The 24,247-nt window shown below is 68.2% G+C and carries 14 protein-coding genes and 2 pseudogenes; 10 read left to right on the plus strand and 6 right to left on the minus strand.

Translation table 11 applies throughout. The features are described 5' to 3' along the window. Positions 1 to 71: 71 nt before the first annotated feature. Positions 72 to 1,119 (minus strand): annotated as a pseudogene (locus OHA05_RS38350) (IS30 family transposase); the annotation flags it as partial. Between the two features lie 82 nt (positions 1,120 to 1,201). Here OHA05_RS38350 and OHA05_RS37340 point away from each other — a divergent pair. The 4 genes and pseudogenes from OHA05_RS37340 (at position 1,202) to OHA05_RS37355 (ending at position 4,244) form a co-directional block, all read left to right on the plus strand. Continuing rightward, positions 1,202 to 2,343 (plus strand): annotated as a pseudogene (locus OHA05_RS37340) (IS630 family transposase). 56 nt (positions 2,344 to 2,399) lie between these two features. Beyond that, positions 2,400 to 3,259 (plus strand): IS5 family transposase gene (locus OHA05_RS37345; RefSeq protein WP_443043867.1). Its coding sequence is split into 2 segments (ribosomal slippage): positions 2,400 to 2,766 and positions 2,766 to 3,259, totalling 861 coding nucleotides; the frame shifts between segments, so codons are not numbered across the junction. Between the two features lie 443 nt (positions 3,260 to 3,702). Beyond that, positions 3,703 to 3,975 (plus strand): hypothetical protein, encoded by a 273-nt coding sequence (locus OHA05_RS37350; RefSeq protein WP_328863160.1) that lies wholly within the window; start codon positions 3,703 to 3,705, stop codon positions 3,973 to 3,975. 68 nt (positions 3,976 to 4,043) lie between these two features. Beyond that, positions 4,044 to 4,244, plus strand: a complete 201-nt coding sequence (locus OHA05_RS37355) for a hypothetical protein (RefSeq protein WP_328863161.1) — start codon at positions 4,044 to 4,046, stop codon at positions 4,242 to 4,244. A 197-nt stretch (positions 4,245 to 4,441) separates the two neighbouring features. Here OHA05_RS37355 and OHA05_RS37360 read toward each other — a convergent pair whose 3' ends face one another. From OHA05_RS37360 to OHA05_RS37370, 3 genes are all read right to left on the minus strand, one after another. Beyond that, entirely contained in the window at positions 4,442 to 9,352 is a 4,911-nt protein-coding gene (locus OHA05_RS37360; RefSeq protein WP_328863162.1) for a DNA repair ATPase, read from the minus strand. Between the two features lie 95 nt (positions 9,353 to 9,447). After that, positions 9,448 to 11,493 (minus strand): flotillin family protein, encoded by a 2,046-nt coding sequence (locus OHA05_RS37365; protein ID WP_328863163.1) that lies wholly within the window; start codon positions 11,491 to 11,493, stop codon positions 9,448 to 9,450. A 52-nt stretch (positions 11,494 to 11,545) separates the two neighbouring features. Beyond that, positions 11,546 to 12,151: a hypothetical protein gene (locus tag OHA05_RS37370; protein WP_328863164.1), complete on the minus strand. Its 606-nt coding sequence runs from the start codon at positions 12,149 to 12,151 to the stop codon at positions 11,546 to 11,548. A gap of 270 nt (positions 12,152 to 12,421) precedes the next feature. Here OHA05_RS37370 and OHA05_RS37375 point away from each other — a divergent pair, with 270 nt between their 5' ends. After that, the gene (locus tag OHA05_RS37375; RefSeq protein WP_328863165.1) at positions 12,422 to 13,483 is read left to right on the plus strand and encodes a PucR family transcriptional regulator; all 1,062 of its coding nucleotides are present in this window, start codon (positions 12,422 to 12,424) and stop codon (positions 13,481 to 13,483) included. Positions 13,484 to 13,771: 288 nt separating this feature from the next. On the opposite strand, the gene OHA05_RS37380 is transcribed toward OHA05_RS37375, so the two are convergent. Continuing rightward, positions 13,772 to 14,626, minus strand: coding sequence for a slipin family protein (locus OHA05_RS37380; RefSeq protein ID WP_328863166.1), 855 nt, complete (start codon positions 14,624 to 14,626; stop codon positions 13,772 to 13,774). 750 nt (positions 14,627 to 15,376) lie between these two features. Here OHA05_RS37380 and OHA05_RS37385 point away from each other — a divergent pair. From OHA05_RS37385 to OHA05_RS37405, 4 genes are all read left to right on the plus strand, one after another. Continuing rightward, complete coding sequence (locus tag OHA05_RS37385; protein WP_328863167.1) at positions 15,377 to 16,642, plus strand: cation:proton antiporter; 1,266 nt, start codon at positions 15,377 to 15,379, stop codon at positions 16,640 to 16,642. 350 nt (positions 16,643 to 16,992) lie between these two features. Beyond that, positions 16,993 to 17,661 carry a hypothetical protein gene (locus OHA05_RS37390; RefSeq protein WP_328863168.1) on the plus strand — a complete coding sequence of 223 codons (669 nt, stop codon included), beginning with the start codon at positions 16,993 to 16,995 and terminating at the stop codon, positions 17,659 to 17,661. A gap of 628 nt (positions 17,662 to 18,289) precedes the next feature. Next, positions 18,290 to 19,033, plus strand: a complete 744-nt coding sequence (locus OHA05_RS37400; RefSeq protein ID WP_328863169.1) for a DUF4142 domain-containing protein — start codon at positions 18,290 to 18,292, stop codon at positions 19,031 to 19,033. A 322-nt stretch (positions 19,034 to 19,355) separates the two neighbouring features. After that, a complete protein-coding gene (locus tag OHA05_RS37405; RefSeq protein WP_328863170.1) occupies positions 19,356 to 21,359 on the plus strand; it encodes a copper resistance CopC/CopD family protein in 2,004 nt (667 codons plus the stop codon). 560 nt (positions 21,360 to 21,919) lie between these two features. On the opposite strand, the gene OHA05_RS37410 is transcribed toward OHA05_RS37405, so the two are convergent. Continuing rightward, positions 21,920 to 22,333 (minus strand): MerR family transcriptional regulator, encoded by a 414-nt coding sequence (locus tag OHA05_RS37410; RefSeq protein ID WP_328863171.1) that lies wholly within the window; start codon positions 22,331 to 22,333, stop codon positions 21,920 to 21,922. A gap of 405 nt (positions 22,334 to 22,738) precedes the next feature. Between OHA05_RS37410 and OHA05_RS37415 the strand changes: the two genes are divergently transcribed. After that, on the plus strand, positions 22,739 to 24,241 hold the full coding sequence (locus OHA05_RS37415; RefSeq protein ID WP_328863172.1) for a SulP family inorganic anion transporter: 1,503 nt from the start codon (positions 22,739 to 22,741) through the stop codon (positions 24,239 to 24,241). The last annotated feature ends 6 nt before the right edge of the window (positions 24,242 to 24,247 follow it).

A 24,247-nucleotide genomic window follows, 5' to 3' on the forward strand; every position in this document is an offset into this window, starting at 1 on the left:
CACCGACTACGGAACAGAGGCCAAACGTTCGGTGTAACTCCCGATCGGCGGTTTCCATCAGTGGTTGCGAATCACCTGGTCAATGGGCCTGTAAGGCATTCTCGCATGGCCTCGACCGGGGTGTTGTCACCGAGGACGAGGCGGGGCCTGCGGTTTAGTTGACGGGCGACTTCACGGAGGTCGCGGGCCGAGTGGACGGACAGGTCGGTGCCTTTGGGAAAGTACTGCCGCAGCAGGCCGTTCATGTTCTCGTTGGTGCCACGCTGCCAGGGCGAGTGAGGGTCGCAGAAGTAGATCCGGAAGCCGGTGAGGGCCTCGATGTCCTCATGGAGCGTCAGTTCGCGCCCCTGGTCCCAGGTGAGGGTTCGCCGTAGCTGAGGTGGGATGTGAGCGGTCTGCGTGATCAGCGCGTTGCGCACCTGCGGGGCCTTCCAGCCGCCGGGCAGATGGATCAGTTGGACGTAGCGGGTGGTGCGCTCGACCAGGGTGCCGATCGCCGAGCCCTGTCCGCGGCCGATGATGAGATCGCCCTCCCAATGCCCCGGAGATCTACGGTCGTTGACCTCGATGGGACGCTGGTGGATCAGCGTCATGTTCTTGATCTTGTTCAGGGTGGGCACGCCGCGGCGCTGCCTCTTGCGTCGGGTTCGGCCGGTACGGAGCTTGGCGTCGCGCCAGCCGAGGAGGCCGGCAAACAGGGCCCGGTAGATCGTCTCCGGGCATGCCCGCATCTATGTGTCGTGGGCGTGTTCGCGGGCCAGGTGGCGCGAGATCTGCTGAGGGGACCACTTCTCAGTGAGCTTCTCGCGCACGAACGTTCGCAGCGGCTCGCCGGCCCGGATCTTCTCCTCCTTGGGACGCCTGCGACGCAGGAGGGCCTGGTTGTGGGCCCACCAGGGGTTGTAGCGGCCGTCCGGCTTGCTGTTGCGCTCGATCTCCCGGTAAACGCTCTGGAAGCTCTTCCCGATCGAGGCAGCGATCCGCTTCACGCTCTGGTCGGCGTGCAGGCCGTCGGCGATCGCGATGCGGTCATCCTGGGAGGAAGAGCGGCGATATCGGGCCGAGGTCAGGAACGATCATGCTTCCGGCGTCGATGAACCACAACGAACCACAGCTAGTGCCGCATCAAGCAACGTTCGCCCTGTCGTGACGCGTTGTCCGGGTGCTGTACGTGGCGGGGTGTGGCTGTCAGGGTATGTCGGTGGCAGAACGAGTACGCGTGCGTGAAATCGATGACGACGAGGGTCGGCGGCTGTTGCGGATCGTCCGCCGGGGCACCGGTTCGGTGGTGACCTGGCGGCGGGCTCAGATGGTGCTGCTGTCCGCACAGGGGATGCCGGTGGCGAAGATCGCCGAGGTGTCGTTCACCAGCGACGACCGGGTCCGCGATGTGATCCACAACTTCAACATCGACGGTTTCGAGTCGCTCTACCCGAAGTACAAGGGCGGCCGGCCCAAGACGTTCACACTCCCCGAGCGCCGCGAGATCAAGAAGATCGCCAAGTCCAAGCCGGCCGAGCACGACCTGCCCTTTTCCACCTGGAGTCTGACGAAGCTGGCGGATTTCCTGGTCGCCGAGGGGGTGGTCGACGACATCAGCCACGAGGGCCTGCGCATCCTGCTCCGCGAGGAAGGCGTCTCCTTTCAACGACTGAAGACCTGGAAGACCTCCCGTGACCCGGACTACGCGGCCAAGAAGGCCCGGGTTGAGCACCTCTACGCCATCGCCGACGGCGACGTCATCCCGGAGGACGGCGAACCCGAAGTTGTCTTCTGCATGGACGAGTTCGGGCCGCTCAACCTGATGCCCCATCCGGGACGGCAATGGGCCGAACGAGGCGGTCGGCCCAAGGATGCCGACCGTGAGCCGAGGCACCGGCGCCGGGCAACCGGGCAACCTACACCCGCCCGCACGGGGTCCGGCACTTGTGCGCGGCCTACGACCTGGCCAACGACAGACTCTACGGACACATCAAGGCGGTCAAGAAGCGAACGCAGTTCCTGGAATTCTGCCGCTACCTGCGCTCACTGCACCCGACGGACGTGCGCATGGCGATCGTCTGCGACAACTTCTCCCCGCACCTGACAACGCAGCGATGCCAACGAGTCGCGACGTGGGCGACGGCGAACAACGTGGAGTTCGCCTACACCCCGACCAACAGTTCCTGGCTCAACCGCATCGAGGCCCAGTTCACCGCCCTGCGCTACTTCGCACTCGACGGCACCGACCACACCAGCCACAAGGAACAGGGCAGCATGATCCGCCGCTACATCATCTGGCGAAACAAGCACGCTCAGAACCAGCTCCTACGCGAGGTCGTGAACAGGGCGAACGTTGCCTGATACGGCACTAGGGTCCGCCTTCAAAGATCATCAGGTTGGTGGATCATGGTCGGGTGATACGCCGTCATGAACTCACCGACCTGGAGTGGGAGTTGCTCGCTCCGCTCATACCGCGTGCGGCAACGGGGCGACCGAGAGTGCCGGACCGGCAGGTCATCAACGGGGTGGTCTACAAGATCCGGACCGGAGTCTCCTGGCGTGACCTGCCGGAACGCTACGGACCGTGGCAGACGGTCTACACCCGCTTTCGCCGCTACGCGTTGGACGGCGTGTTCACCCATGCACTCCAGCAGATCCAGGCCGGCGCGGACGCCGTCGGCGACATCGACTGGCTCGTCCAGATCGACTCCACCATCGTCCGCGCCCACCAGCACGCCGCCGCCACCGGCCGAAAAGGGGGGTCCACCGGCCGGACGAACCGGACGATCACGCCCTCGGCCGATCCCGAGGCGGACTGACCACCAAAATCCACCTCGCCTGCGACGGCCGCGGCCGGCCGCTCGCCGTCCTGCTGACACCCGGCCAACGGCACGACAGCACCTGCGCGCGCCCCCTCCTGGAACGCATCCGCGTCCCGCGCATCGGACGTGGCCGACCTCGTTGCAGACCCGACCAGGTCGTCGCCGACAAGGCCTACAGCTCCCGCGGTTTTCGCGCCTACCTGCGCAAACGCGGGATTGCCTGCACCGTCCCGGAGAAGTCCGACCAGAAGCGTCACCGTCACAACCGCGGCCGCCGCGGCGGCCGGCCACCTGCATTCGACCGGCAGATCTACCGTCGACGCAACGTCGTCGAGCGCTGCTTCAACCGACTCAAAAGCTTCCGCGGCGTCGCCACCAGATACGACAAGACCGCCACCTCCTACGAGGCAGCGGTCAGTCTCGCCTCATTCCTACTCTGGGCAAGATCAGTTTGAAGACGGACCCTAGTGGACACCCCGACCTGGCGGGCGGCAGCCGCACCTCGGTACCCCTTGTGGAGCAGCTCGAAGTACCTCTTCTTCACCGCAGTCGGCACTCTGTTGGGGGCGTACCTCGGCATGCGAACACTCTCCTTCCGGAGCGTTCGCAACCACCGATAGAACTCAAGCGGGATACGGCTGCTCGGATGGGAAGCAGTGCTGCCGCTGTCCGTGGTCCGACTCCTCGGCCCGGCCTGCTCGCCCCGTGCGGAGCCGTTGCCGCGCCGCCGTGACAGGGACGGATAACTGCCGTCGACGCACAGCAATTGCGGGAAGACAGATCATGGCACAGGGCGTCCCCCCGGCAGGTCTACGGGGCGGCTTCGACACCTTACGGATCGCTGACGCAGGGCGACGGCAGCCCGCTTTTCAGGGCGCCGACTGCCACGCTTGCCGGCGTGATCAGCCCTCGCACACTCGGCACCGGCCTGATGCTGGCCGCACTTACGACCTCGCTCGCCCTGACCGTCCGCCGCGACAGCTACTACACCGATTCCGTCGGCCTGGCCTGCTGGCTCGGGACTCGTTGGCTGTTGTTCGCCGCAGCCGTGTGGTGCTTGCGCAAGGTGGCCGTCCGTCATGTCGTGACACTGATCCTCGGCGGCTCCGTGATCGTCGCCGCGACCGGTCGTACATTTTCCTCTCCGAGGGCTCAGTCCTGGGCTATCTGACCGGATACGTCGAGGAGGAGGGCTACAGTGACGCCTCAGCCCGCAACCGCTACGCGCTCCTGCGGCTGGTGCTGCCCGACAGTTGGGCGACCCCGGCAGTCGCCATCGGCATGGTGGGCGTCGTTGCGTACATCATGCGGCGCGGCGATCCGGGGCGGCCGTGGCGGGGCGCCCTGCTGGTGACCGGAACGGCCTTCCTCTTGCTCACACCCGGCTACTCCTGGTACGCGCTGCTGCTCGTCGCGCTCGTGGCCCTGGACGGCCGCTGAGAATGGCTGGCCGTGGCCGGGGCCGCCAAGTACGTCACTGTCAACTCGCGCGGCGACCCGACTGTCATCGGCACCACGGCCTACGCCATCGCTGCCGCCGCGGTGCTGACAGGCGCCCTACGGCGCGTGCGGCACTCCCGCGGCTCCGACGCGTGGCTCAGCACCGGCCACGACCGGTCTGCCCCGCCCGGGGCCTGCTACGCCCCGCCTGACTGACCGTACGGCCGCGGGGGCGCGTGCCGGCCATTCTGGTTGGTGAGCATGTGGCGGGGCTCCGCAGCGCGGACGATCGCGGTCTCCACTGCTGCGACCCGGTCGGCCAGCAGACCGAGAGCAGCGACGGCCCGGGTGACGGGGTCCCCGTCCGGACCGCCCGGCGACCGGCGGCGTGCGTATGCGGAAGTGAGCGCGGCCCATCGGGCGGCCTGCTCCTCGGTGAGGGTGCCGCGCAACTCGGCCAGCTTGAGGAGGTTCGCCTCGGCGGCGGTGGTGAGGGTCTGGGCCTCCCCTGCGTAGTGGTCGTCAATGACGGCGGCGAGTTCGGCGTCGTTCATGACGGGCACGATGCGCTGGGCGATCTTGTTCATGTTGCGGTACGAGCCCTGGAGCTGGAACGGCGGTTCGGCGCGGGTGGCGTCGGCCTGCCCGGCGGAGTGGGTGTACGCCTCGTTGACGGCGAGGACGGTCTCGAGGGCGGTGAGCAGGTGGGCCAGTGTCGCGACGATGTGGTCGAGTTCGGCCGGGGCGTAGGCATGGGTGAGCCGGTCGCGGCGAGCTCCGGGATCTCCGGCGGCCAGGCGTACCAGCAGTTCCAGGTCGGCACGGTCGCGCCCGGCGAGCGGTGCGAGGACCGGGTTGGAGGTCAGGGCGTTCTCGACGAAGCTGAGCGCGAAGATGTCCTCCTTGCCTGTGAGAACGTCGCCGAGGTTCCAGACGTCGGCGCGGTTGGCGAGCATGTCGGGGAGGCGGAAGCGCTGCCCGGATTCGGTGTAGGGGTTGCCGGCCATGCAGACGGCGAAGCGCTTTCCGCGCAGGTTGTGGCCGTTCAGGGTGCGGGTGGCGTCGCACAACGGGATGAACTTCTGCAGCAGTTCGGGGGAGGTGTGCTGGATGTCATCCAGGTACAGCAGGACGTTGTTGCCCGCCGTCAGGGCGAACTCGACCTTCTCGAGCTCCCTGCGAGCGATGGCGTTCGGTGCGTCGGCAGGAGCGAGCGACATCGTCGCGTGACCGAGAGCAGGACCGTCGACCTTGACCAGGAGCAGGCCGAGGCGGTCGGCGACGTACTCCATGAATGTCGTCTTGCCGTAGCCGGGCGGGGAGAGGAGCAGCAGCAGGCCGCTGTTGTCGGTCCGTTTGCCGTTGCCGGCGGCTCCGAGCTGCTTGGCGAGGTTGTCGCCGACGAGAGGGAGGTAGACCTCGTCGACGAGGCGGTTGCGTACGAAGGAGGACATGACCTGGGGGCGGTACTCGTCCAGGCGCAGCCGGGCGCGCTCGGCCGCGATGAGGGTGCCGCGCAGCTTCTGGTAGGCACGGAAGCCGGGCACCACCCGGTCGGTGAAGTCCGCCGTCCGGGCAAGGAATTCGTCCAGACGGACTGTGAGGCTGCGCAGGGTGATCCGTGGATGTGTACCGAGCAGGCCGCTCACGGTGGCGGTGAGGGGGGCGTCGACATCGTGGCGTGGGAGGTCGGGGCAGAGTTCGATGGCGACGGCCTCGGCGAGGTCACCGGGGTCGATCTCCTCCTCGCAGGCGTCGGCGTACGACACGAGCCAGCCTTCGACGAGCCGGTGCGCGGCAGCGGGGTCGTCGTCCGCCAGATGGATGCGCACGTCCTCTTCGTACGGTGACGAGCCGACAGCACGACGGAACGTGTCGAGCAGGGCGCGGGCCGCCCCGCTGGTGGCGAAGGAGGGTCCGGAGGCGAGCTCCTCGACGAGGTACCCGGCGGATAGCGTGTGCCGGTCCGCGTGCAGCGAGGGGAGCCCGGACGCGAAGGCGGCGATGGCTTCGGCCAGTTCGGTCCGTAGTGCGTCGAGGGCGGGGGCCGTCCCGAAGACCTCGCGTGCCCGCACGAGCGATGTGGCGTGGCGGGCCCATGCGTCGCGGACCTCCGGCGTCGTTCCGTACGTCCAGAAGAGCTGGGCCGCGGCGCGGGCGGCGGCCGGGTGGCGCAGCTGCCCGGCTTCCTCGTGCAGCCGCAGCACGGTACCGAGGACGGCGGCCGCGTCCCGGTCGTGGATTCCGCGTTCGTACCCCTCGTCGTACGCCGCTTCGGCGGCCTGACGGGCGAGGGCGGGCAGATCGGCTCGGGCAAGGGCCTCGGCGCCATGCTCGGCCAGCAGCCGGGCGGCAAGGTGTTCCGCGCGGTACACCTCGCAGTTCTCGGACGGGAGGAGCTGGTCCCAGTACGGGCGCGTGGCCCGGAAGTCCGGGGCGGTGACGGGGGAGCGGTAGTCGGTACCGGTGAGGGCGAAGGCGAGGCTGTCCCCCTGTGGGACGAGGGTGAGTTCCGTGACCTGCGTCGTGACGGCGAACCGGTGAGGGCCGAGCATGATGCTCTCACCCCCGTCCGTGTACAGCTCGGTACGGTCGCGCAGCGTCCTGCCCGCTTCCTGGCGGGCTGCTTTCAGGCGGCCCTCCAGTTCTTCCGCGCGCGCCTGGTCGCCGAGTTCGCGCAGTTCCGTGGCGGTGCGGCGCACCTTGGCGGCCATCGGGTCGGTGGCGAAGTACGTGGTGACCGCGTCCAGGGTGTCCAGGGTCGACGCCCTGCGGGAGATCGCCACCAGGACCCGTGTGGCCGACTCGGCGAGCCGGTCGGCGCGCCGGGCGCGGGTGTCCTGAAGTGTCTGCCTGCGTGCTGAGAACGCTTCGTAGATCCCGGTTCGCTTGTCCGCGACGCTGGTGAGGAAGTCGTCGTGGTCGGCGAAGCGCGACTCTAGGTTCTCCAGCTGGAGCAGCAGCCTCGCGAGCTGCGCGTCGCAGCTCTCCGGGGAGTCCGCGGCCGCAAGTGCACCGGTGACCGCCTGTCCGAGCAGGGCGAATTCGGCGGCGAACTCGGCCCGGCCCTCGTGGTCGAGCAGGTCCCGGCGTCGGCCGGCGAGAGTGGCCCGGGCACGGTTGAGGCCGCCGAGTACCTCGGCGATCCGCTCCAGGATGGACGTGCGAACGGTGGCGTCGCCGATCTCAAGGCCCGCGACGAGCTCGGCGAGCGACTGAAGACCGAACGTCTGCTCGTCCAGCCGCCGGCTGACCGGAACCGCCGCGGCAGCAGTGGTGATTGCTGCCGCGGCGGTGGTCAGCTTCTCGGTCTCGGACAGATGGTCCGCAAAGGCGTCCTCGCCCCGGAGGAAGGCCACGGCTCGGTGCGCGGCCGAGCCGATGTCGGCCTCGGCGCCGGCCGCAAGGTCGTCGATGCGCTCGATGTCACCGTACCGCATCTCCTTCAGGGTGAGCAGATGCCCATGTGCCTGGCGAAGTCCGGTGATGCGTGCGACCCACTCCTCGGCGCTCGCAGGTGCCTCTCCGCGGATGCGCCGGACCAGACGGGTGACGTGCCCCTCGGACTCGGCGAGCGCATCGGCTGCCCTCTGCGTCAGTTCCCGCACGCTCCGGAACTCGTCCAGCACCTGTCCAGCGGTGACGTGCACCTTGTCCAGCGGGGTCCGCAGATCCCCGGTCTCCACCTCGCCCAGCCAGTGGTGGGCGTCGGCGATGCGGGTGCATGCGGCGACGAGAGCCTCGTACAGCTCGGCGGTCTCGGTCGTCTCGGTGACCTGCCGGGCGACGGCCAGGCAGTCGGACAGGCCGCGGACCAGGTCGGCGTTGCCGATCCTGGCAAGCGGCCCGGAGCCTGCCGGGGTCGCAGCGGCATACGCGTCGGAGACGTAGGGGCTCCGCCAGACCTGCACGACGTGCACACGGGCCGGCTCTTCGGAGTCCGGTGTGCGCAGGACGACGAGTGTGCCGTCGTCGAGGAGGGCGTAGCCCTGGCAGGAGAGAGGGTTAGCCATCTCCTCGCGGATCTGGTTGTAGGACAGAAGCAGGCCGCGGCCCTCGCGGCGGGAGCGGAAGGCGTAGAGCACGTCCTCTCCGTCGGGTGAGCGCAGAGCGTGCTCGAACTCCAGGTCCTTCACGGTCTCGCCGTCGAACGTCTTCACCACGCCCGTGGCCAGGCAGTACCCGCCGGGAAAGACGATGCCCTGGTCGTCGGGGAGCCGGCGGCAGGACCGTCCGATGCCGTCGAGTCGGACGACGGACCGGGTGAGGGTGTTGAAGACGAGATGACGCTCGGCGTCCTCCTTGTACGGGCGCACGCGCAGCAGGATCAGGGCGCCCGCGCGGGCGTACGCGACGTCCGCGTCGGCGAGGGACTGCAGCGGCTCCTCGACCGGCTCCTTGTACACGCCCCGGTCGGACTCCGTGTCGTCCTCGGCTTTCACGGTGAGGCTGCCGCCGACCGCCGTGACGAAGACGTCGCCGCCGATGGAGATGTGCGGATGACGTCCGAGAACGTGGTCGTCACGGGTGGTCTCCACCCAGACCACGTCGTACGAGGGTGGGAAGACGTGGTCCCGTTCCCCACGGGCATCCAGGAACCGTGCCCGCCCGTCCGCGGTGAGTTCCCAGCGCAGAACACGGAAGTCCTCAGCCTTCTCCCCTGTCCGGAAGACGGCCAGCACCTTGCCGTCGACCGTACGCAGCCGGTGAAGTCGCGCGCCCTGGAAGTAGCGGCACAGGGACGCGAACTCCCGTACGAAGTCGGGGTCGTCGAGCAGGCCGGGGACGGCATCCTGCGCCAGTCGGTTCAGGTCACGGTCGTACAGTGAGAAGACATCACCGACGGTGATCCGGGGTGTCAGTCCTGCGGCAGTGTCGTGGCCGAACAGGAGTCCGTCGCCGACGGCGACGATGTCACGAGCCACGCCAGCAGCCTCGGTACTGATGCGCCCGGTGCCGGCCAGGGCGAGCTCACCGGCTCCGAACTCCGCGATACGGGCCGAGTTGAGCGCGTGGGCGCGCCGCGCCAGCTCGGTGGCCTGTGCGCCGAGCCGGTCACGCAACACCTCGTACGTTCCGGGGTCCATGCCGCCCCTGCCGGTCTCCATACCGTCCCCATTCCTTCGGATGTGTCTTTGAGGTTCCGGAGCCGCTGACCCCCGTCCGGCGGCTCCGGAACCTCCGACCGCTCCCCCCGGGGCGGTCAGCTCCTGGAGGCGCCGTTCAGCACGGTGAGCGGAGTGTGGGCCAGGCCGAGCTCATCCGCCTTGTCGAGCAGCTGGCTCAGCTGCGCAGTGGGCGCGTCGCCCGACTTCATGAGCTTCATCAGCAGGGCCGACACGGTCAGGTTCTGCACGTCCGACGTCGAGACGGAGTTCAGGACCTTCGTCAGATCGCCGGTGAACGCCGTCGAACCGTCCAGCCATGGGCCGGCCAGGGCCTGCGCCGTCTCGGAGTGCTGCACGAAGCCGTCCAGACCCTTGCCGAGGGCGATCGACGACATCAGCCGGTCGAAGAAGACGGACTCGCCGCCGACGATGTTGATGTCGGCGTTCTCCAGGCCGGTGGCCAGCACCGTGGCCTGGGCCTCGGCGACCTGCCGTTGCACATCGAGCCCGGCCAGGCGGATGTCCTTCTCCGCCTCCAGGCGCAGCCGGAACTCCTCGTGGGTACGGGACGCCTCGTCCAGTGCCGCCATGGCGGCCGCCTTCTCCGTCAGGCCGGCGGCCTCGGCCTTGAGCTTCTCGCCGATGGCCATGGCCTCGGCGAGCGCCTGCTCACGGGCGCCCTCCGCCTCCGCCTTCAGCCGGGCGACGGTGGCCTCTGCTTCCGCGCGGCCCGCCTTCTCGATGGCGACGGCCTCCCTCTCCCGTACCTGAACCGCTGCCAGGCCCTCGGCCGCGGTTTCTGCCTGGGTGCCCTCGGCGAGGCGGATCTTGGCGCGGGCGTCCATGTCGGCGGCCTTGGTGCGTGCTTCGGCGAGGGTGAGTTCCTCGGCGGCGCGGTGGACGGCGGCCTGTTCGGCGGCCTCGGCAGCCTTGATGTCCTTGACCAGCTTCTCCTGCGCCTCGGCCTCGGCGGCGATGACGACGGCCTGCCGGTTGCGCTCGGCCTCCTCGACGGTGCGCAGCCTCTTGATGGACTCCTCCTGCTCGGCGACCGTGCGGTCCACGGCGACCCGCTCGCGGATGACCTCGGCGATGTCGCGGCGCTCGGCCTCGACCTCCTTCTCGGCGGAGATACGGGTCAGTTCGGTCTCCCGGTCGCGGGCGATGACCTCGAGCAGCCGGTCCTTCTCGATGCGCTCGCTCTCGACCGCGATGACGCGCTCACGGTTCTTTTGCGCGACGGCGACCTCGCGCGCCTGGTTCTCGCGCTGCACGCCGAGCTGCTCCTCGGTCCTGAGGAACGCGCTCTGAGCACGCAGCCGCTCCTCCTCCACCACACGGGCCGTCTCGGCCTCCTCGCGGGCCCTCACGGTGTCGATCTCGCGCTTCTGCTTGATCTCGGCGTCCGCCTGGCGGCGCTCCAGCTCGAGGATGGCCTCACGGGCGTCGACGTTCTGCCGGGTGATCTCCTTCTCCTCGTGGCGCTGGTACTCGTTGGTGCGCACATGCTCGACGGCCGTCAGCTCGGTGATCTTCCGGATGCCCTGGGCGTCGAGGATGTTGGACGTGTCCAGCTGGGCCAGGGGCGTCTGTTCGAGGTAGTCGATCGCCGCGTCCTCGAGGCTGTAGCCGTTCAGATCGGTGCCGATGACCTGGATGATGCGGTCCCGGAACTCGTCCCGCTTGGTGTAGAGGTCGGTGAAGTCGAGCTGCTTGCCGACCGTCTTGAGCGCCTCGGAGAATTTGGCGTTGAACAGGTCCTGCAGGGTCTCCTTGTCGCTGGCACGCGCCGTCCCGATCGCCTGGGCGACCTTGATGACGTCCTCGACCGTCTTGTTGACGCGTACGAAGAACGAGATCCGGATGTCGGCGCGGATGTTGTCCTTGCAGATCAGCCCGTCACGACCGGTCCGTGTGATGTCGATGGTCTTCACCGAGATGTCCATGACCTCGGCCTTGTGGAGCACGGGCAGGACGACCTGCCCGGTGAAGGTGACGTCGACCTTGCGCATCTTCGACACGATCAGTGCCTTGCCCTGTTCCACCTTCCGGAACAGCCGGCTGATCACAAAGAGCAGGGCGACGGCAATGAGTAGGACAACGGCGATAAGCACACCGATGCCCAGAGTGATGGCATCCATGAGGAATCCCCCGATGAGAGGTGAAGAGCTGAAGACTGAGGCGGCAGCTGCGTCAGGCGCGAGGGTCGAGCGCCGCGTCGAAGGGTGCGACCCAGAAGAACTCGCCGAGGTCGTCGTACGCGTACAGCAACCCGGTGCTGCCGAGCGCCAGAACGTCGTTGCTCGACTGGCGGACCTGGACGATGGCCGTGGAGCCGTCCCGTGCGATGACCTCCGCCTGGCCGAACGTGCCGTCCACCCGCCCTGTGCGGATGGTGCAGGCAAGGCCGACGAAGTCCTGCCGGGACGGCGCGGGTTCGTCGGGGAAGAGCTGCGCCAGTGGCCGTACGAGTAGCCGGGTCACCCGCCAGGCGACGAAGAGTGAGGCGATGAGCAGAACCATGCCGAGCAGGTGGACCACGGCTGCGGACATGCCTGAACGGGCAAGGAGCAAAGACCCGGTGAGGCTGGCGAACCATGCGAGGGCGACGACCAGCGAAGCCGACACCGAGACGGGTACTCCACCGAGATCGAGTGCGTCGCTGTCCACATCGGTGTTGAAGCCGTCGGGCTCGGCGGCGCCGAGCAGTACCAGTAGCCAGAACCCGGCCACCACCAGAAGCGCCGAGGTGAACAGCACCGTGGGAAATCTGCCGACTGTTTCCAGAAACTCGGCCATCGGTCATCCCCCTTGTGCCCCGTACGCCACTTCGCCGGCCTCTGGCAGCGGAGTGCTCCTTTCCGGCTCCCGGCAGGTGATCTTCTGCGCATCCCTGCTTTCCCCGGCTGGACTGGATAGTGCCAGCCCGACAAGCCTGTTCGCATTGCCGTCCACCGGCAACCTTTACGTATCCTTGATGCCGGTCACCGCACGCTGCGTTGCACGGTCGGCCTGACGTCCCACGCGTCTGGAAGCTGTCATCCGGCGTGCCAGGAAAGGGGAAGGGCCATGGCGGAGCAGGAGACATGCGAGCAATTCTTGGAGGGGTACGCCCAGATCCTGGTGGGTGCCTGTGCCACCGGTCGGCGACTGACCCGGGACGAGATGGAGTCGCTTCGCAGCCAGGGGAAGCGGGCCGCAGAGGCGGGCATCGGATTGCGTTCCCTCGTCCGGGCGCATCTTGCTGCCACACAGGCGGTACGGCTCGGCTTGCCCCCTGCCGCGGCGGACCATCTTCTCCCCGCCGTCGAACAGGCGGTGGACGCCTTCGCGGAAGGCCATGAGCGGGCGCAGCGTCTCGCGGTGCGCCAGGAAGAGGCGGCTCGCCGGGAGTTCATCGACGACCTCCTCTACGGGCGCAGTGACCTGGGCCGCCTCGCCGAGCGTGCCGAACGCTTCGGGCTGCTGTTGTCCCATGCCCATGCGGTCGCCGTGGCGCAGGGTACCGATCCGTACGACGACGGTTCCCCCGTGACCCGCAGCATCGAGTCCTCGCTCGTCGCCCGGTTCGGGGACCGCCGCATTCTCATCACGACGAAGGACGGACGGCTGATCTGCATCGCTCCGGGCGATCAGTCCGATGTACTCGGCTTCTTCGCCAAACAGGCGTACGCGGCGACGGGTGGCGGCCGGGTGGGCATCGGCCGAGCCCATGCAGGAGCAGGAGGGGTGGTCCACTCCTACGAGGAGGCGCTCAACGCGCTGGACCTGGCGGCCCGAATGGATCTCGACGGTCCTGTGCTGCACGCCGCCGACCTCCTGGTCTACCCGGTGCTGACCCGGGACAGACAGGCCATGGCCGACCTTGTGCAGAGTGTCCTCGGCCCGCTCAAAGGGGCCCGTGGCGGCGCTCAGCCGCTGATCGACACCCTCACCGCCTACTTCGATACGGGCTGTGTGGCAGCAGAGGCGGCCCGGCGGCTCTCGCTGAGCGTGCGGGCGATGACGTACCGGCTCGACCGCATCAACAAGCTGACGGGTGCCGACCCCGGCGACCCCGTCCACCGCTACACGCTTCAGACGGCGGTCGTCGGCGCCCGCCTGCTCGGCTGGCCGGACCAGGAGCTCTGAGGAGTCGGAACCTGTCGGCGCCGCGGCCGCTCGGCATCCGCTTCACGAGGACTCCGACGGCTCGTTCGCCTCGAGCTCCCTTAAAACGAGCAGGAGTTCACCGCTCGAGACGAGATCGTCGGCGCCATCCGGCCGGGTGACAGCAGCTGACATGAGCAAGCGGAGAGGCACCAGCGGCCCGGAGCGGAAGGGGACGAGGCTTGACGCGAACACCGGAGAGACTGTGCGCCGCCGAGCGGTCGAAAGAGCCATGAAGCGGAAGCCGTGTCGCCCTGGTACACCGGCCATCTACGCGTCGAGGGCATGTGTCGCCTGGGTCCCGTTTGGCTGTGATGCCTCAGGGACTGATTCCGGCAGCCCAGCCGTGCTCGTGGCCGGGTCACGAGGCGTCGCCCTCTCCAGGAACCGCAACAGCTCGACGGGGAAGGGCAGGACGAGTGTGGAGTTCTTCTCCGCGGCGACCGCCACCACCGTTTGCAGCAGGCGCAGCTGCAGCGCGGCGGGCTGGTCGGCCATGACGCCTGCGGCCTCTGCGAGTTTCTTGGATGCCTGCAACTCGGCATCGGCGTTGATGACGCGGGCCCGCCTTTCGCGATCGGCTTCCGCCTGACGGGCCATCGAGCGCTTCATCGTCTCCGGAAGCGAGACATCCTTGATCTCCACCCGGTCGATGGTCACGCCCCACTCGACGGCGGGGCTGTCCATCATCAGCTCCAAGCCCTGATTGAGTTTCTCCCGGTTGGACAGCAGGTCGTCCAGGTCGCTCTTCCCCAGGATCGAGCGCAGCGAGGTCTGAGCCATCTGCGAAACCGCGAAGCGGTAGTCCTCCACGCGGATGATGGCATCTGCCGGAGCGACAACCTTGAAGTAGATGACGGCGTCGACCCGGACCGTGACGTTGTCCCGGGTGATGCCGTCCTGGGCCGGCACGGGCATCGTCACGATCTGCATGTTCACCTTGTGCATCCGGTCCACTCCGGGGATGATCATGGCGAATCCGGGCCCGCGGATCCCACCTCGCAGCTTGCCGAAGCGGAGAACCACGCCGCGTTCGTATTGCTTCACCACGCGAGCAGCAGCCGCCACGTACACCACTGCAGCCGTTCCAACAACGGCCACCGTTGTCATGATGGTCTCGAGCATGGCGCTGCCCTCCTTCAGAGAACTGCTTCCTCCAGCGTTCCCGTTTTGCGTGTGCTTTACTCTTTGTTCGGCGTTCCATGCCGTCCGCACTACACATCTCCGCAGTTCAGCGGCGGTTTGCCCCCGGAGGTTCACCCACGGTCGCCGAACTGCTCGGCGAACAAGGCGATCGACGCAACCCGCAGCCCGCAGCGCTCCGAAGCCCGCCCACGGCGCGCAGGCGCCGACGGCCGGCGAGCGTCGGTCCGCGATGGCGTCGCATCAGGACGTGCAGGCAGCCGGGCAGCTCCGGCGGAGCGATCCGGCCGACAGCCCCGCTCCCGACAAGGGCACCCTTAGCGGCAACAGTCTCGAGGAGGAGGTGTAGTGGCATGACGCCAGTTCGCCTCCTCTGGCCCGGGGGCTGCTCACTTTCGGCCGTTCCGACCGGACCGGAGCGCTTGCCGAGGCCGATGACCGGGCCCCGGCAGTGGCTTCCGGGCATGTCCTGCTGCCCATGACGAGCAGGTTCGGCTCCTGCCCGTTCTGTCGTCAGCTGCCGCGCTGCTCGCGTCCGGCGACGTCCTTTGCCTCAGGCAATGCCCCCCAGCGGGACTGGTTGCCGGGACCCGGCAGCCGGCGGGCGGTCAATGAGGCCGTTGGCGACCTGTCAGGAACGCGTAAGCAACGTGTAAAGTCTGCCGTGGAGTGCCGGGAAGCCTGGTCGGCGAGCAGGGGACAGCTGTCTTTGTCGATCGGGGGATTCACGCCATGGTGCTCGTTGCCGTTTTCGGAGTCGCGCTTCTCGTCGCGGTACTGCTTTCCGGGCTCGCAGCCCGTACGGTCCTGTCCACGTCCCTCCTCTTCCTGGTCGGCGGCGCGCTCGTCAGTGACGGCTTTCTCGGACTGATCCACATCACACCGAACAGCGAGATCGTCTCGGTCACGGCAGACCTCGCGCTGTTCGCTGTGCTGTTCACCGACGGCATGCACGTTTCCCTCCCCAAGCTGCGCGCCCATTGGAAGAACCCGGCGCGCGCACTGGGCCTGGGAATGCCGCTCGCCTTCGTCGGCATGGCTTTGATCACGCACTACCTGGTGGGTCTGGACTGGACGACGTCCTTCCTCGTCGGCGCGGTACTGGCGCCCACGGACCCGGTGTTCGCCTCGGCGATCGTGGGGCGCAAGGAAGTCCCCGCCAAGCTACGGCAGTTGCTGAACGTGGAGAGCGGCATCAACGACGGTCTCGCGCTACCGATCGTTCTGATCCTCCTCGCGGCGGCCGGCCCCACGGCCGGCCACGCCGAGGCGTCGCTCGGCAAGATCGTCCTGGAGCTCGGGCTGGGGCTGGCGTTCGGCATCGTCCTGCCTCTGTTGGTCAGCGGACTCCTGCGAATCCGGCTGCTGGGCGCGGAGCCGAAGCTGCAGCCGCTGCTGCCGCTGGCGATCGGGGTCATCCTCTATGGGCTGTGCCATCTCACCCACGCCAACCCCTACCTCGCGGCCTTCTCGGCCGGTGCTGTTCTCACCGCGGCATCCCCGGAGGCGAAGACGGCCTTCGAGCCGCTGGGCGAGGCGCTGGCCGAGCTGGCGAAGTTCGCCGCACTGCTGGTCTTCGGTGCGCTGCTCACCCCGCAGCTCTTCGGTGACCTCTCCGTCGGCGGATACCTCGCAGTGCTCCTGGCGATCGTCCTGATCCGGCCCGCGTCGCTGCTGATCTCGCTCGTCGGTACGCGATTCGACCGCCGCGAAAAGCTGGTCGCGGCCTGGTTCGGCCCGAAGGGTTTCGCCTCCGTGGTGTATGGCCTTCTGGTGCTGCAGGCCGGAATCCCGCAGGGCGAGGAGGCATTCACCCTGATCGCGGTGTGCATCGCGGCTTCGATCATTGCCCACAGCAGCACCGACGTCCCGATCGCCCGCCTCTTCCATGTCGACGACCTGGCGGGCATCCCGGGCGATGAGAGCACACCCACCCACCATGACGTGCACGTAGTCGATCGCCATGCATCCTCAATAGCGGCCGCCCCGCCCGAGTAGCGGGGGACATCGGCCTCCTACAGGCGCCAACACCGCTCCTGCGTCACGGATTCCGCTGCCGCCGCAGACGGTCGGGATCAACGCTCAGGCCAGGGAGTTGAGTTGTGAAACGGTCAAGCCAGCCAGCTCCGGGCAGAAGATTGATCCAGTTCGAGCTGGTGGGGCCCGAGCTGATGACGATGACCACGCGTGTCTCGCCCGTGCCGTCTTGTCCGCGTAAATCTCGGTGATGAGTCCCTCGACGAGCTTCTTGCTGTGTGGTTGATCACGCCCGCCGCATTGAGTGGAGTGTCGCTCGACTTCCGTACGACTGTGTGATGGCGGGGGCCCGAATGCAAGGATGGGCGGGCATGACTGCTGGGTGGTGTTCTCGCACGCTGAGGGCCGTGGTGTTCGCGGCCATCTGCGTGCTGCTCGCTGCCCTGGGGCATGTGGTGATCACAGGCATCGCGGTGCCTTGGTGGGCGCTGGTCGTCGGGGTCGTAGCGACGGGCGGGATCGCGTGGTGGCTGGCCGGTCGCGAACGCGGACTCTTCGTGGTCGTCTCCGTCGCGGTCGCCGCCCAGCTGCTTCTGGACTCGTTGTTCTCGTCCGCGCAGTTGGTCCTGCGGCCGGAATCGTCCGGCGAGGCGTCTCTGGCCTGGCGGTGGGTTCCCTACCTTCTGTGCGGCCCCTCGACCGGGTCGGGCGCTGATTCCGAGGGCATTGCGATGCCCCTCCACTCCATGAGCCATGACATGGGGGCGATGTCCTCGATGGGCATGCTTGTGGCGCACCTGGTTGCCGCCGTGCTGTGCGGCCTGTGGCTCGCCCACGGCGAGCGGGCCGCCTTCCGCATCCTGCGGGCCGTCGGTGGACGGCTCGTCGCCCCCCTGCGCCTGCTGCTCTGGATCCCCGCACCGACGCACCGCCCGCGCGTCCGTCCCCGCCGAGGCCGCTCGAACCGCGTGCCGAAACAGCTCCTGCTCGTTTACGCCATCACGTCTCGAGGTCCACCCCTGAGGACAGCTGTCGTCTGACGACGCCGGGACCCCGCGGCTGCTCAAGGCGGTCACTGGCACACCGCGCCTCGCAGTTGGCCTGCTGTCCACGCGTCACGCGGTGGTCGACGGCAGCCGGTACGTCGCTGCCCGGGGCGGTCTGGCGGATATCGACGACTGGCAGGCGGCGGCCGAACGCACCCAGCCGCGGGCCTGCCGGGCTTCGACGACCGCATCGCACTCGCGGAGCTGCTGGCCGAGCTCTCGGACGAACAGCGCAAGGCTTCGTGCTGACCCGGATGCTGGGCTGGCTGGGCTGCCCCTGCGAAGTCGGCGCATGTCAGCGGCTGCTTGACGGGCCGTAGGGTGGCTGCCACTCGGTCCCGGGACCGAGTGCCGGCCACTCGCGTTGCGGCGCGCGCATCAGGCAGCGGCTGAACTGATGCGCCAGCCACGCGTGCCGATTGCGGCGCGCGCCCGCGCCGGTGGCGGCTGCGGGGCAGGGCTCTGTCCTACCGAGGCCAATCGTCCGGCCGAAGAGTCGGTTGCTTCGACCGGTGCATGTCGACAGCGACGCGGAGTAGGACGCAAATTTCAGCCAGCGTAATGATCTGTTGCAGCTTGTCCGTACTCCCTGGGGCACGGGCCGTTCACATCAGGAGGCACCATGCGCACGTCGCAACCCACGGCAGGAACCGTCATCATCATCGGCGGTCTGGTCCTGACCTTCATCGTGCTCCTCTACCCCGTCATCCTTGGCATAGAGAACACGGCCACCAACTCGGAGCGCGTCATCGCCAACACCCGGTACGGGCCGCTGACCGAGGCCGACCGCGACTTTGTCGTCAAGGTCCGCGCGGCCGGGCTGTGGGAGCACCCCCTGGGCGAGGCGTCCATGAAGAGGGGCACGACGGAGGCCATGAGGGAGGCCGGCGAACACCTAATTGTCGGGCACTCCCTGCTCGACGAGAGCACCCGCAAGGTCGCCCCCGAGCTGAACATCACCCTGCCCAACCGGGCCTCGCCGCAACAGCAGCAGTTCGTGGCGACGGTGGTGGGGAGCACCGGCAAGCAGTTCGACACCAACGCCGCCAACATCATGCGCGTGACCCATGGTCAGATCTTTCCGGCCATTGCCAAGATCCGTGCCACCACCAAGAACACCCTGGTGCGCCAGTTGGCCGATCAAGCCAACGACGTCGTCCTCGACCACATCACGGTTCTGGAGAAGACCGGCCTGGTCAATTTCGACCAGGCCAACTTCCAGCAGACCAGCCCGCCGAAACTCCCCAAGGCCGAGCTCACCCCGCCCGCGCCTCAGCCGGGCGAACCGGTCACTGCCCTTACCGCACCCCCCGGCCTGGAGAACTTCTACACGAACGTTCCGCCACTCAACCCGGCGGCGGGGTGACCGTACAGGCGGACGGGGAGGGTCATCTGCACGCCCGCGCCGCACCCGGCGGCTGTGCGGCGCGGGCGTGCAGATGACCACCCACCAGCGTCAACGACGCTACGGCGCCGACGCGATGGGCGGCGCCGGAACACGCGACCGCCACTGCGGCGACGACCTGGGTAGCGGCGCGTGCGGCAACACCGAGGGGCCACGGTGTTGGTGATCATCCGCTCCACGGTCCAGCCCAACGGCATCCACGTCGCGGCGGAAACGGGGCCATGAGGCGCCGTCCCCAATGAACCACCCGCAGCACACGACTCACTCATCTGGAGGTTGCTCCATGCACACGGAATCGCGCCTGCTCAGGATCCCGCTGACCGCTCTGGTGCTGGTCGGAACCGTGCTCGCCTTCCTCCTCGGTGGCGCTGGGCCCGCCTCTGCCCATGCCGTTCTGACCAAGTCCGAACCAGCCGACGTTTCCGTTCTCAAGACGGCTCCGAAGTACGTCACGCTCACCTTCAGCGAAGCCGTCAGTCTCTCCGACGGCTCCCTGCGTGTGCTGTCACCGAAGAACCAGCGCGTCGAGCACGGGGCGGTCACGCATGCAGGGGGAAAGGCGACCACCGCCCGAGTGCTGCTGCGCGGCAAGCTGCCCAAGGGCACGTACACGGTGTCCTGGCGCACGGTCTCCGCTGACAGTCACCCGGTCTCCGGAGCGTTTACCTTCTCCGTCGGCAAGCCTTCCGTTACCACGGCCGTAGCGTCGGACGAGTCCCCGGACGACACCGCCGCCTCCCGCCTCTACGACTTCTTCCGTTACGTCGCCTACAGCGGCTTTGCCCTGCTCATCGGTGCCGCCCTGTTCGTTCTCGTCTGCTGGCCCGCCAGCGCTGGGCTGCGCCCGATGCGCCGGCTGCTGCTGACCGGCTGGACGGCGGTGCTTGCATCGACCATTGTCCTGCTGCTGCTCCGGGGCGCGTACGAGACGGGCCAGGGCCTCACCGCCGTCTTTGACCTGCCGCTCCTGGGCCGGACCATCACCGGCAGGTCCGGGACAGCCTTGGTGGCACGGCTGTTGCTGCTCGCTGCGGCCGCTGTTCTCCTGGCACTGGTAAGTGGCCGCCTTCGCCGCAACGCTGACGGGACGGGGAAGGAACCCGCCGCCAACGCCGCCTCTTCTCACGTGAAGACGTCGTCGGAGATGGCTGATCTGCCCCCCGAAGAGTCACAGGTCGACTTCGAGGTACGTGCCGTGGGGGCGGTGCTCGTCGTGGGCCTGGCCCTCACCTGGGCCGCCGCCGGGCACGCTTCCACCGGTACTCAGGTGCCGCTGGCGATCCCAGGCGCCGTACTGCACCTGCTGGCTATGGCAGCGTGGCTCGGCGGACTCGTCGCGCTGGCGGGCGCCTTGTACCGGGCGCCCGCCGGCACGGTGATTCCGGCAGCGGCGGTCGCGCGCTTCTCCCGGCTGGCCTTCACCGCGGTGATCGTCCTGGTCGTCACCGGTGTCTACCAGTCCTGGCGGCAGGTTGGCTCCTTGGACGCCCTGACCACCACCGAGTACGGCAAGCTGCTCATCCTCAAGGTCGGCGCCGTGGTCCTGGTGCTGGCCGCGGCGGCGTTCTCCCGGCAGTGGACCGCACAGCTCATCGAAGAGCCGCAGCCCCGAGAGAATCTCCCAGCCGTCCCGGCGGCGGTGACCCAGCGCGCACGCGTGGGGCAGAGCGTCGGCGTCGGTGCCTCACCGGGCGGCGACACGGCTGAGGCCACGCAACGTGCTGGGCCTCCCTGTCCGCGGGACCCCGCCGACAGCCCCGGTGCCGATCCGTGCGGTTCCCCGTCCGACCGGTACCGGCGCGGGCTGCGCAGGTCGGTCGTCGTCGAGGCCGTCATCGGTGTCGTCGTTCTGACGATCACCACGGTGCTCACCGGAACCCAGCCCAGCCGAGCCGCCCTCCAGAGCATTGCCGCGGCCACCGCATACCAGCGCCCTCCGGCGACAGTAGTGACGGTCCCCTTTGACGTCGGCACACCGAACGGGCACGGCATGGTGCAGATCACCTTCGACCCGGGGCAAGTCGGCGACAACACCGTGCAGGCCATCGTGTTCGGACCGGACACAGGTGTTTCCACCGTCCCCGAGCTCCGTCTCACCCTCACGCAGCTCGCCCAGCGGATCGGCCCGCTGGATGCGAAGCTCGTCGACAGGAAGGGGTACTGGTGGGCGGACAATCTGCGGCTTCCCCTGCCCGGCACCTGGACCATGCGCCTGACCGTGCGCATCACCGACATCGACCAGGTCACCGTCACAAAGAACGTGACCATCAATCCGCCACCCGCCTGACAGCCACGCCTGTCGGCGCGCATGAACAGCGGGATGCGCCGGGGCGCACCCTGGCGGATCCGGCGAGTACGAACGCCGCCCACAGCAGCGTCCGGAGGCCGATGGAAGGACCGGTTCCGCCGAGCGTGCCTCCGAGGCGCTCAGCGACATGAACCCGTTGCAGAGCAGCTTTGAGGAGATCGGCGCCCCACCGGACCTGTTTCGCCTCTGGTGCGCCGGCGTGCTCCGTGATGGCTTCCCACTCACCGCTGCCGGAGCCTTCGCGGAGTTCTCCGCCGTGGCGCGAGAGGGAAGCTGTGCTGGTGGTGGGTGCACCCGTGGGGCATCGACGGTGCATGGCTGTGGCGAGGAGCGGCGGACTGTCCGCAGATCTGGCTGCCTCGGAGTGCACGGCAGGGGCGAGCCTGCTCGTGCCATGGCGTTCCGGCATCACAAGCCGGAGAGCTCCCGCTGCAAGCCCACCTCCGAGGCCGATGCCGAACTCGCCGCCCGCTTGCCCGCGCCGGGCGACAGGATGACCTGAGAGCCGGGCCGCAGGCCGGCGCGGTGGAACGCGAGGGTCATGACAGGGCGACGGAAGCGTTCTGCTCCAGGCGGCTGCGGAGGGTGGCGGCGAAGTCTTCGGCGCGGGACAGCTGGACGCGGAGCTTGTCCACCTGTTCAGCGGCGGCCCGCTCGTAGGCGCGTACGCGATTCAGCAGTACCTCTCGCTCCGCCGCGTTGAGATCGCTGTCCCTGTCGAGGCAGTCGGTGGCTTCCAGCAGGTCGCGCATCTGGTCGAGGGTGAAGCCCAGCGGCTTCATACGGCGGATCACCATGAGGCGGGCGACGTCGGCTTCGGTATAGAGGCGGAATCCGCCCTGGGAGCGGGCGGAGGGGATGACCAGGCCGGTCTCCTCATAGTGCCGGATGGTACGCAGGGACAATTCGGTCCGCGCGGCGACTTCGCCGATCTGCATGTGCTTGTCGTCCACGCCGCATCCTGACCCTTCTCGTCCTGCCGGACCGAGTCCCGCCCGGTCCCCGCCGATCTCTACTCTAACGTTAGGGTAGAGTGGCCGGTGGCCAGGGGCCCACGCCGCCCCGCCACTACCGTGCCGGGGCCGACGGTACCCCGGCGAGATTCGATTTCCTGCAGGAGTGAGCGTGCTCGAGCCCATGACGCCCACTGCTGCCGCCTGCCCGCCGTGATACTTCGCCCCGCGATGTGAGTCGCCTGCCCGAGCCTTGGTGCGGGCCCGCGGCTCCCTCCCCTTCACAGATTTCCCGGTCCGCCCCCGCGGGCCGCCCGCGGGGGCGCCGGCCTGGCTTCTCCGCGTTCTCCCACATGCCCCGCCCTGCCAGTGGGGTGTGCCCGAGCACGACAGGTATTTGCTTCCTTGTCTTTTTCCGTAGTGACTCCCGCCGCGCGGCTGCGTGGCCTGCGCCCGGACTGGCTGAACAACCCGAGGATCTGGCGTACGGAGGTGCTGGCCGGTCTGGTCGTCGCCCTCGCGCTGATCCCGGAGGCGATCTCGTTCTCGATCATCGCCGGCGTCGATCCGGCCGTCGGTCTGTTCGCCTCGTTCACCATGGCTGTGGTCATCTCGGTCGTCGGCGGGCGCCGCGCGATGATCTCCGCCGCGACCGGAGCCGTCGCGCTCGTGATCGCACCGCTGAACCGTGAGCACGGACTTGGCTACCTGATCGCCGCAGTCATCCTGGGCGGTGTCATCCAGATCACCCTCGGCGCGCTGGGTGTGGCGAAGCTGATGCGGTTCGTGCCGCGCTCGGTGATGGTCGGTTTCGTCAACGCGCTCGCGATCCTGATCTTCCTGGCCCAGGTTCCCGAGATGCGTGACGTGCCCTGGCCCGTGTATCCGCTGATCGTGGCCGGCCTTGCCCTGATGGTCTTCTTCCCGAAGATCACCACCGTGATCCCCGCGCCGCTGGTCTCCATCGTCATCCTGACCGTCATCACGGTGGCTGCCGGCATCGCGGTGCCGACCGTCGGCGACAAGGGTGCCCTGCCGTCCTCGCTGCCGGTGCCGGGCCTGCCCGACGTGCCGTTCACTCTGAGCACCCTGATCACCGTCGCCCCGTACGCCTTCGCGATGGCACTGGTGGGCCTGATGGAGTCGCTGATGACGGCCAAACTGGTCGACGACATCACCGACACCCACTCCTCCAAGACCCGCGAGTCCATCGGCCAGGGCATCGCCAACATCGTCACCGGCTTCTTCGGAGGCATGGGCGGCTGCGCGATGATCGGTCAGACGATGATCAACGTGAAGGTATCCGGCGCACGGACCCGCCTATCCACCTTCCTGGCCGGTGTGTTCCTGATGGTGCTGTGCATCGCCTTCGGCTCGGTGGTCTCCGGCATCCCCATGGCTGCCCTGGTCGCTGTGATGGTGATGGTGTCGTTCGCGACCTTCGACTGGCACTCGATCGCCCCGAAGACGCTGAAGCGGATGCCGGCCGGGGAGATCGCTGTCATGGCTGTCACCGTGGTCTGCGTGGTCGCCACCGACAACCTGGCCATCGGCGTCGTCGTCGGTTCCGTCACCGCCATGGTCGTTTTCGCCAGGCGCGTGGCTCACCTCGCAGAGGTCACAGCGGTTACCGACCCCGACGGCAGCACGGTGGTGTACTCCGTGACCGGCGAACTGTTCTTCGCCTCCTCCAACGACCTCGTGGCTCAGTTCGCCTACGCCACCGACCCCGGCAAGGTCATCATCGACCTGAGCGCCGCCCACGTCTGGGACGCTTCCTCGGTCGCCGCTCTCGACGCGATCGAGACCAAGTACGCCCAGCGCGGCAAGACCGTCGAGATCATCGGCCTGAACAGCCCGAGCGCCGACCTCCACGGCAAGCTCACCGGCGAACTCGCCGGCCACTGACCCCAC

It is taken from the genome of Streptomyces sp. NBC_00306, assembly GCF_036169555.1.
In the GTDB taxonomy this organism is placed as follows: domain Bacteria; phylum Actinomycetota; class Actinomycetes; order Streptomycetales; family Streptomycetaceae; genus Streptomyces; species Streptomyces achmelvichensis.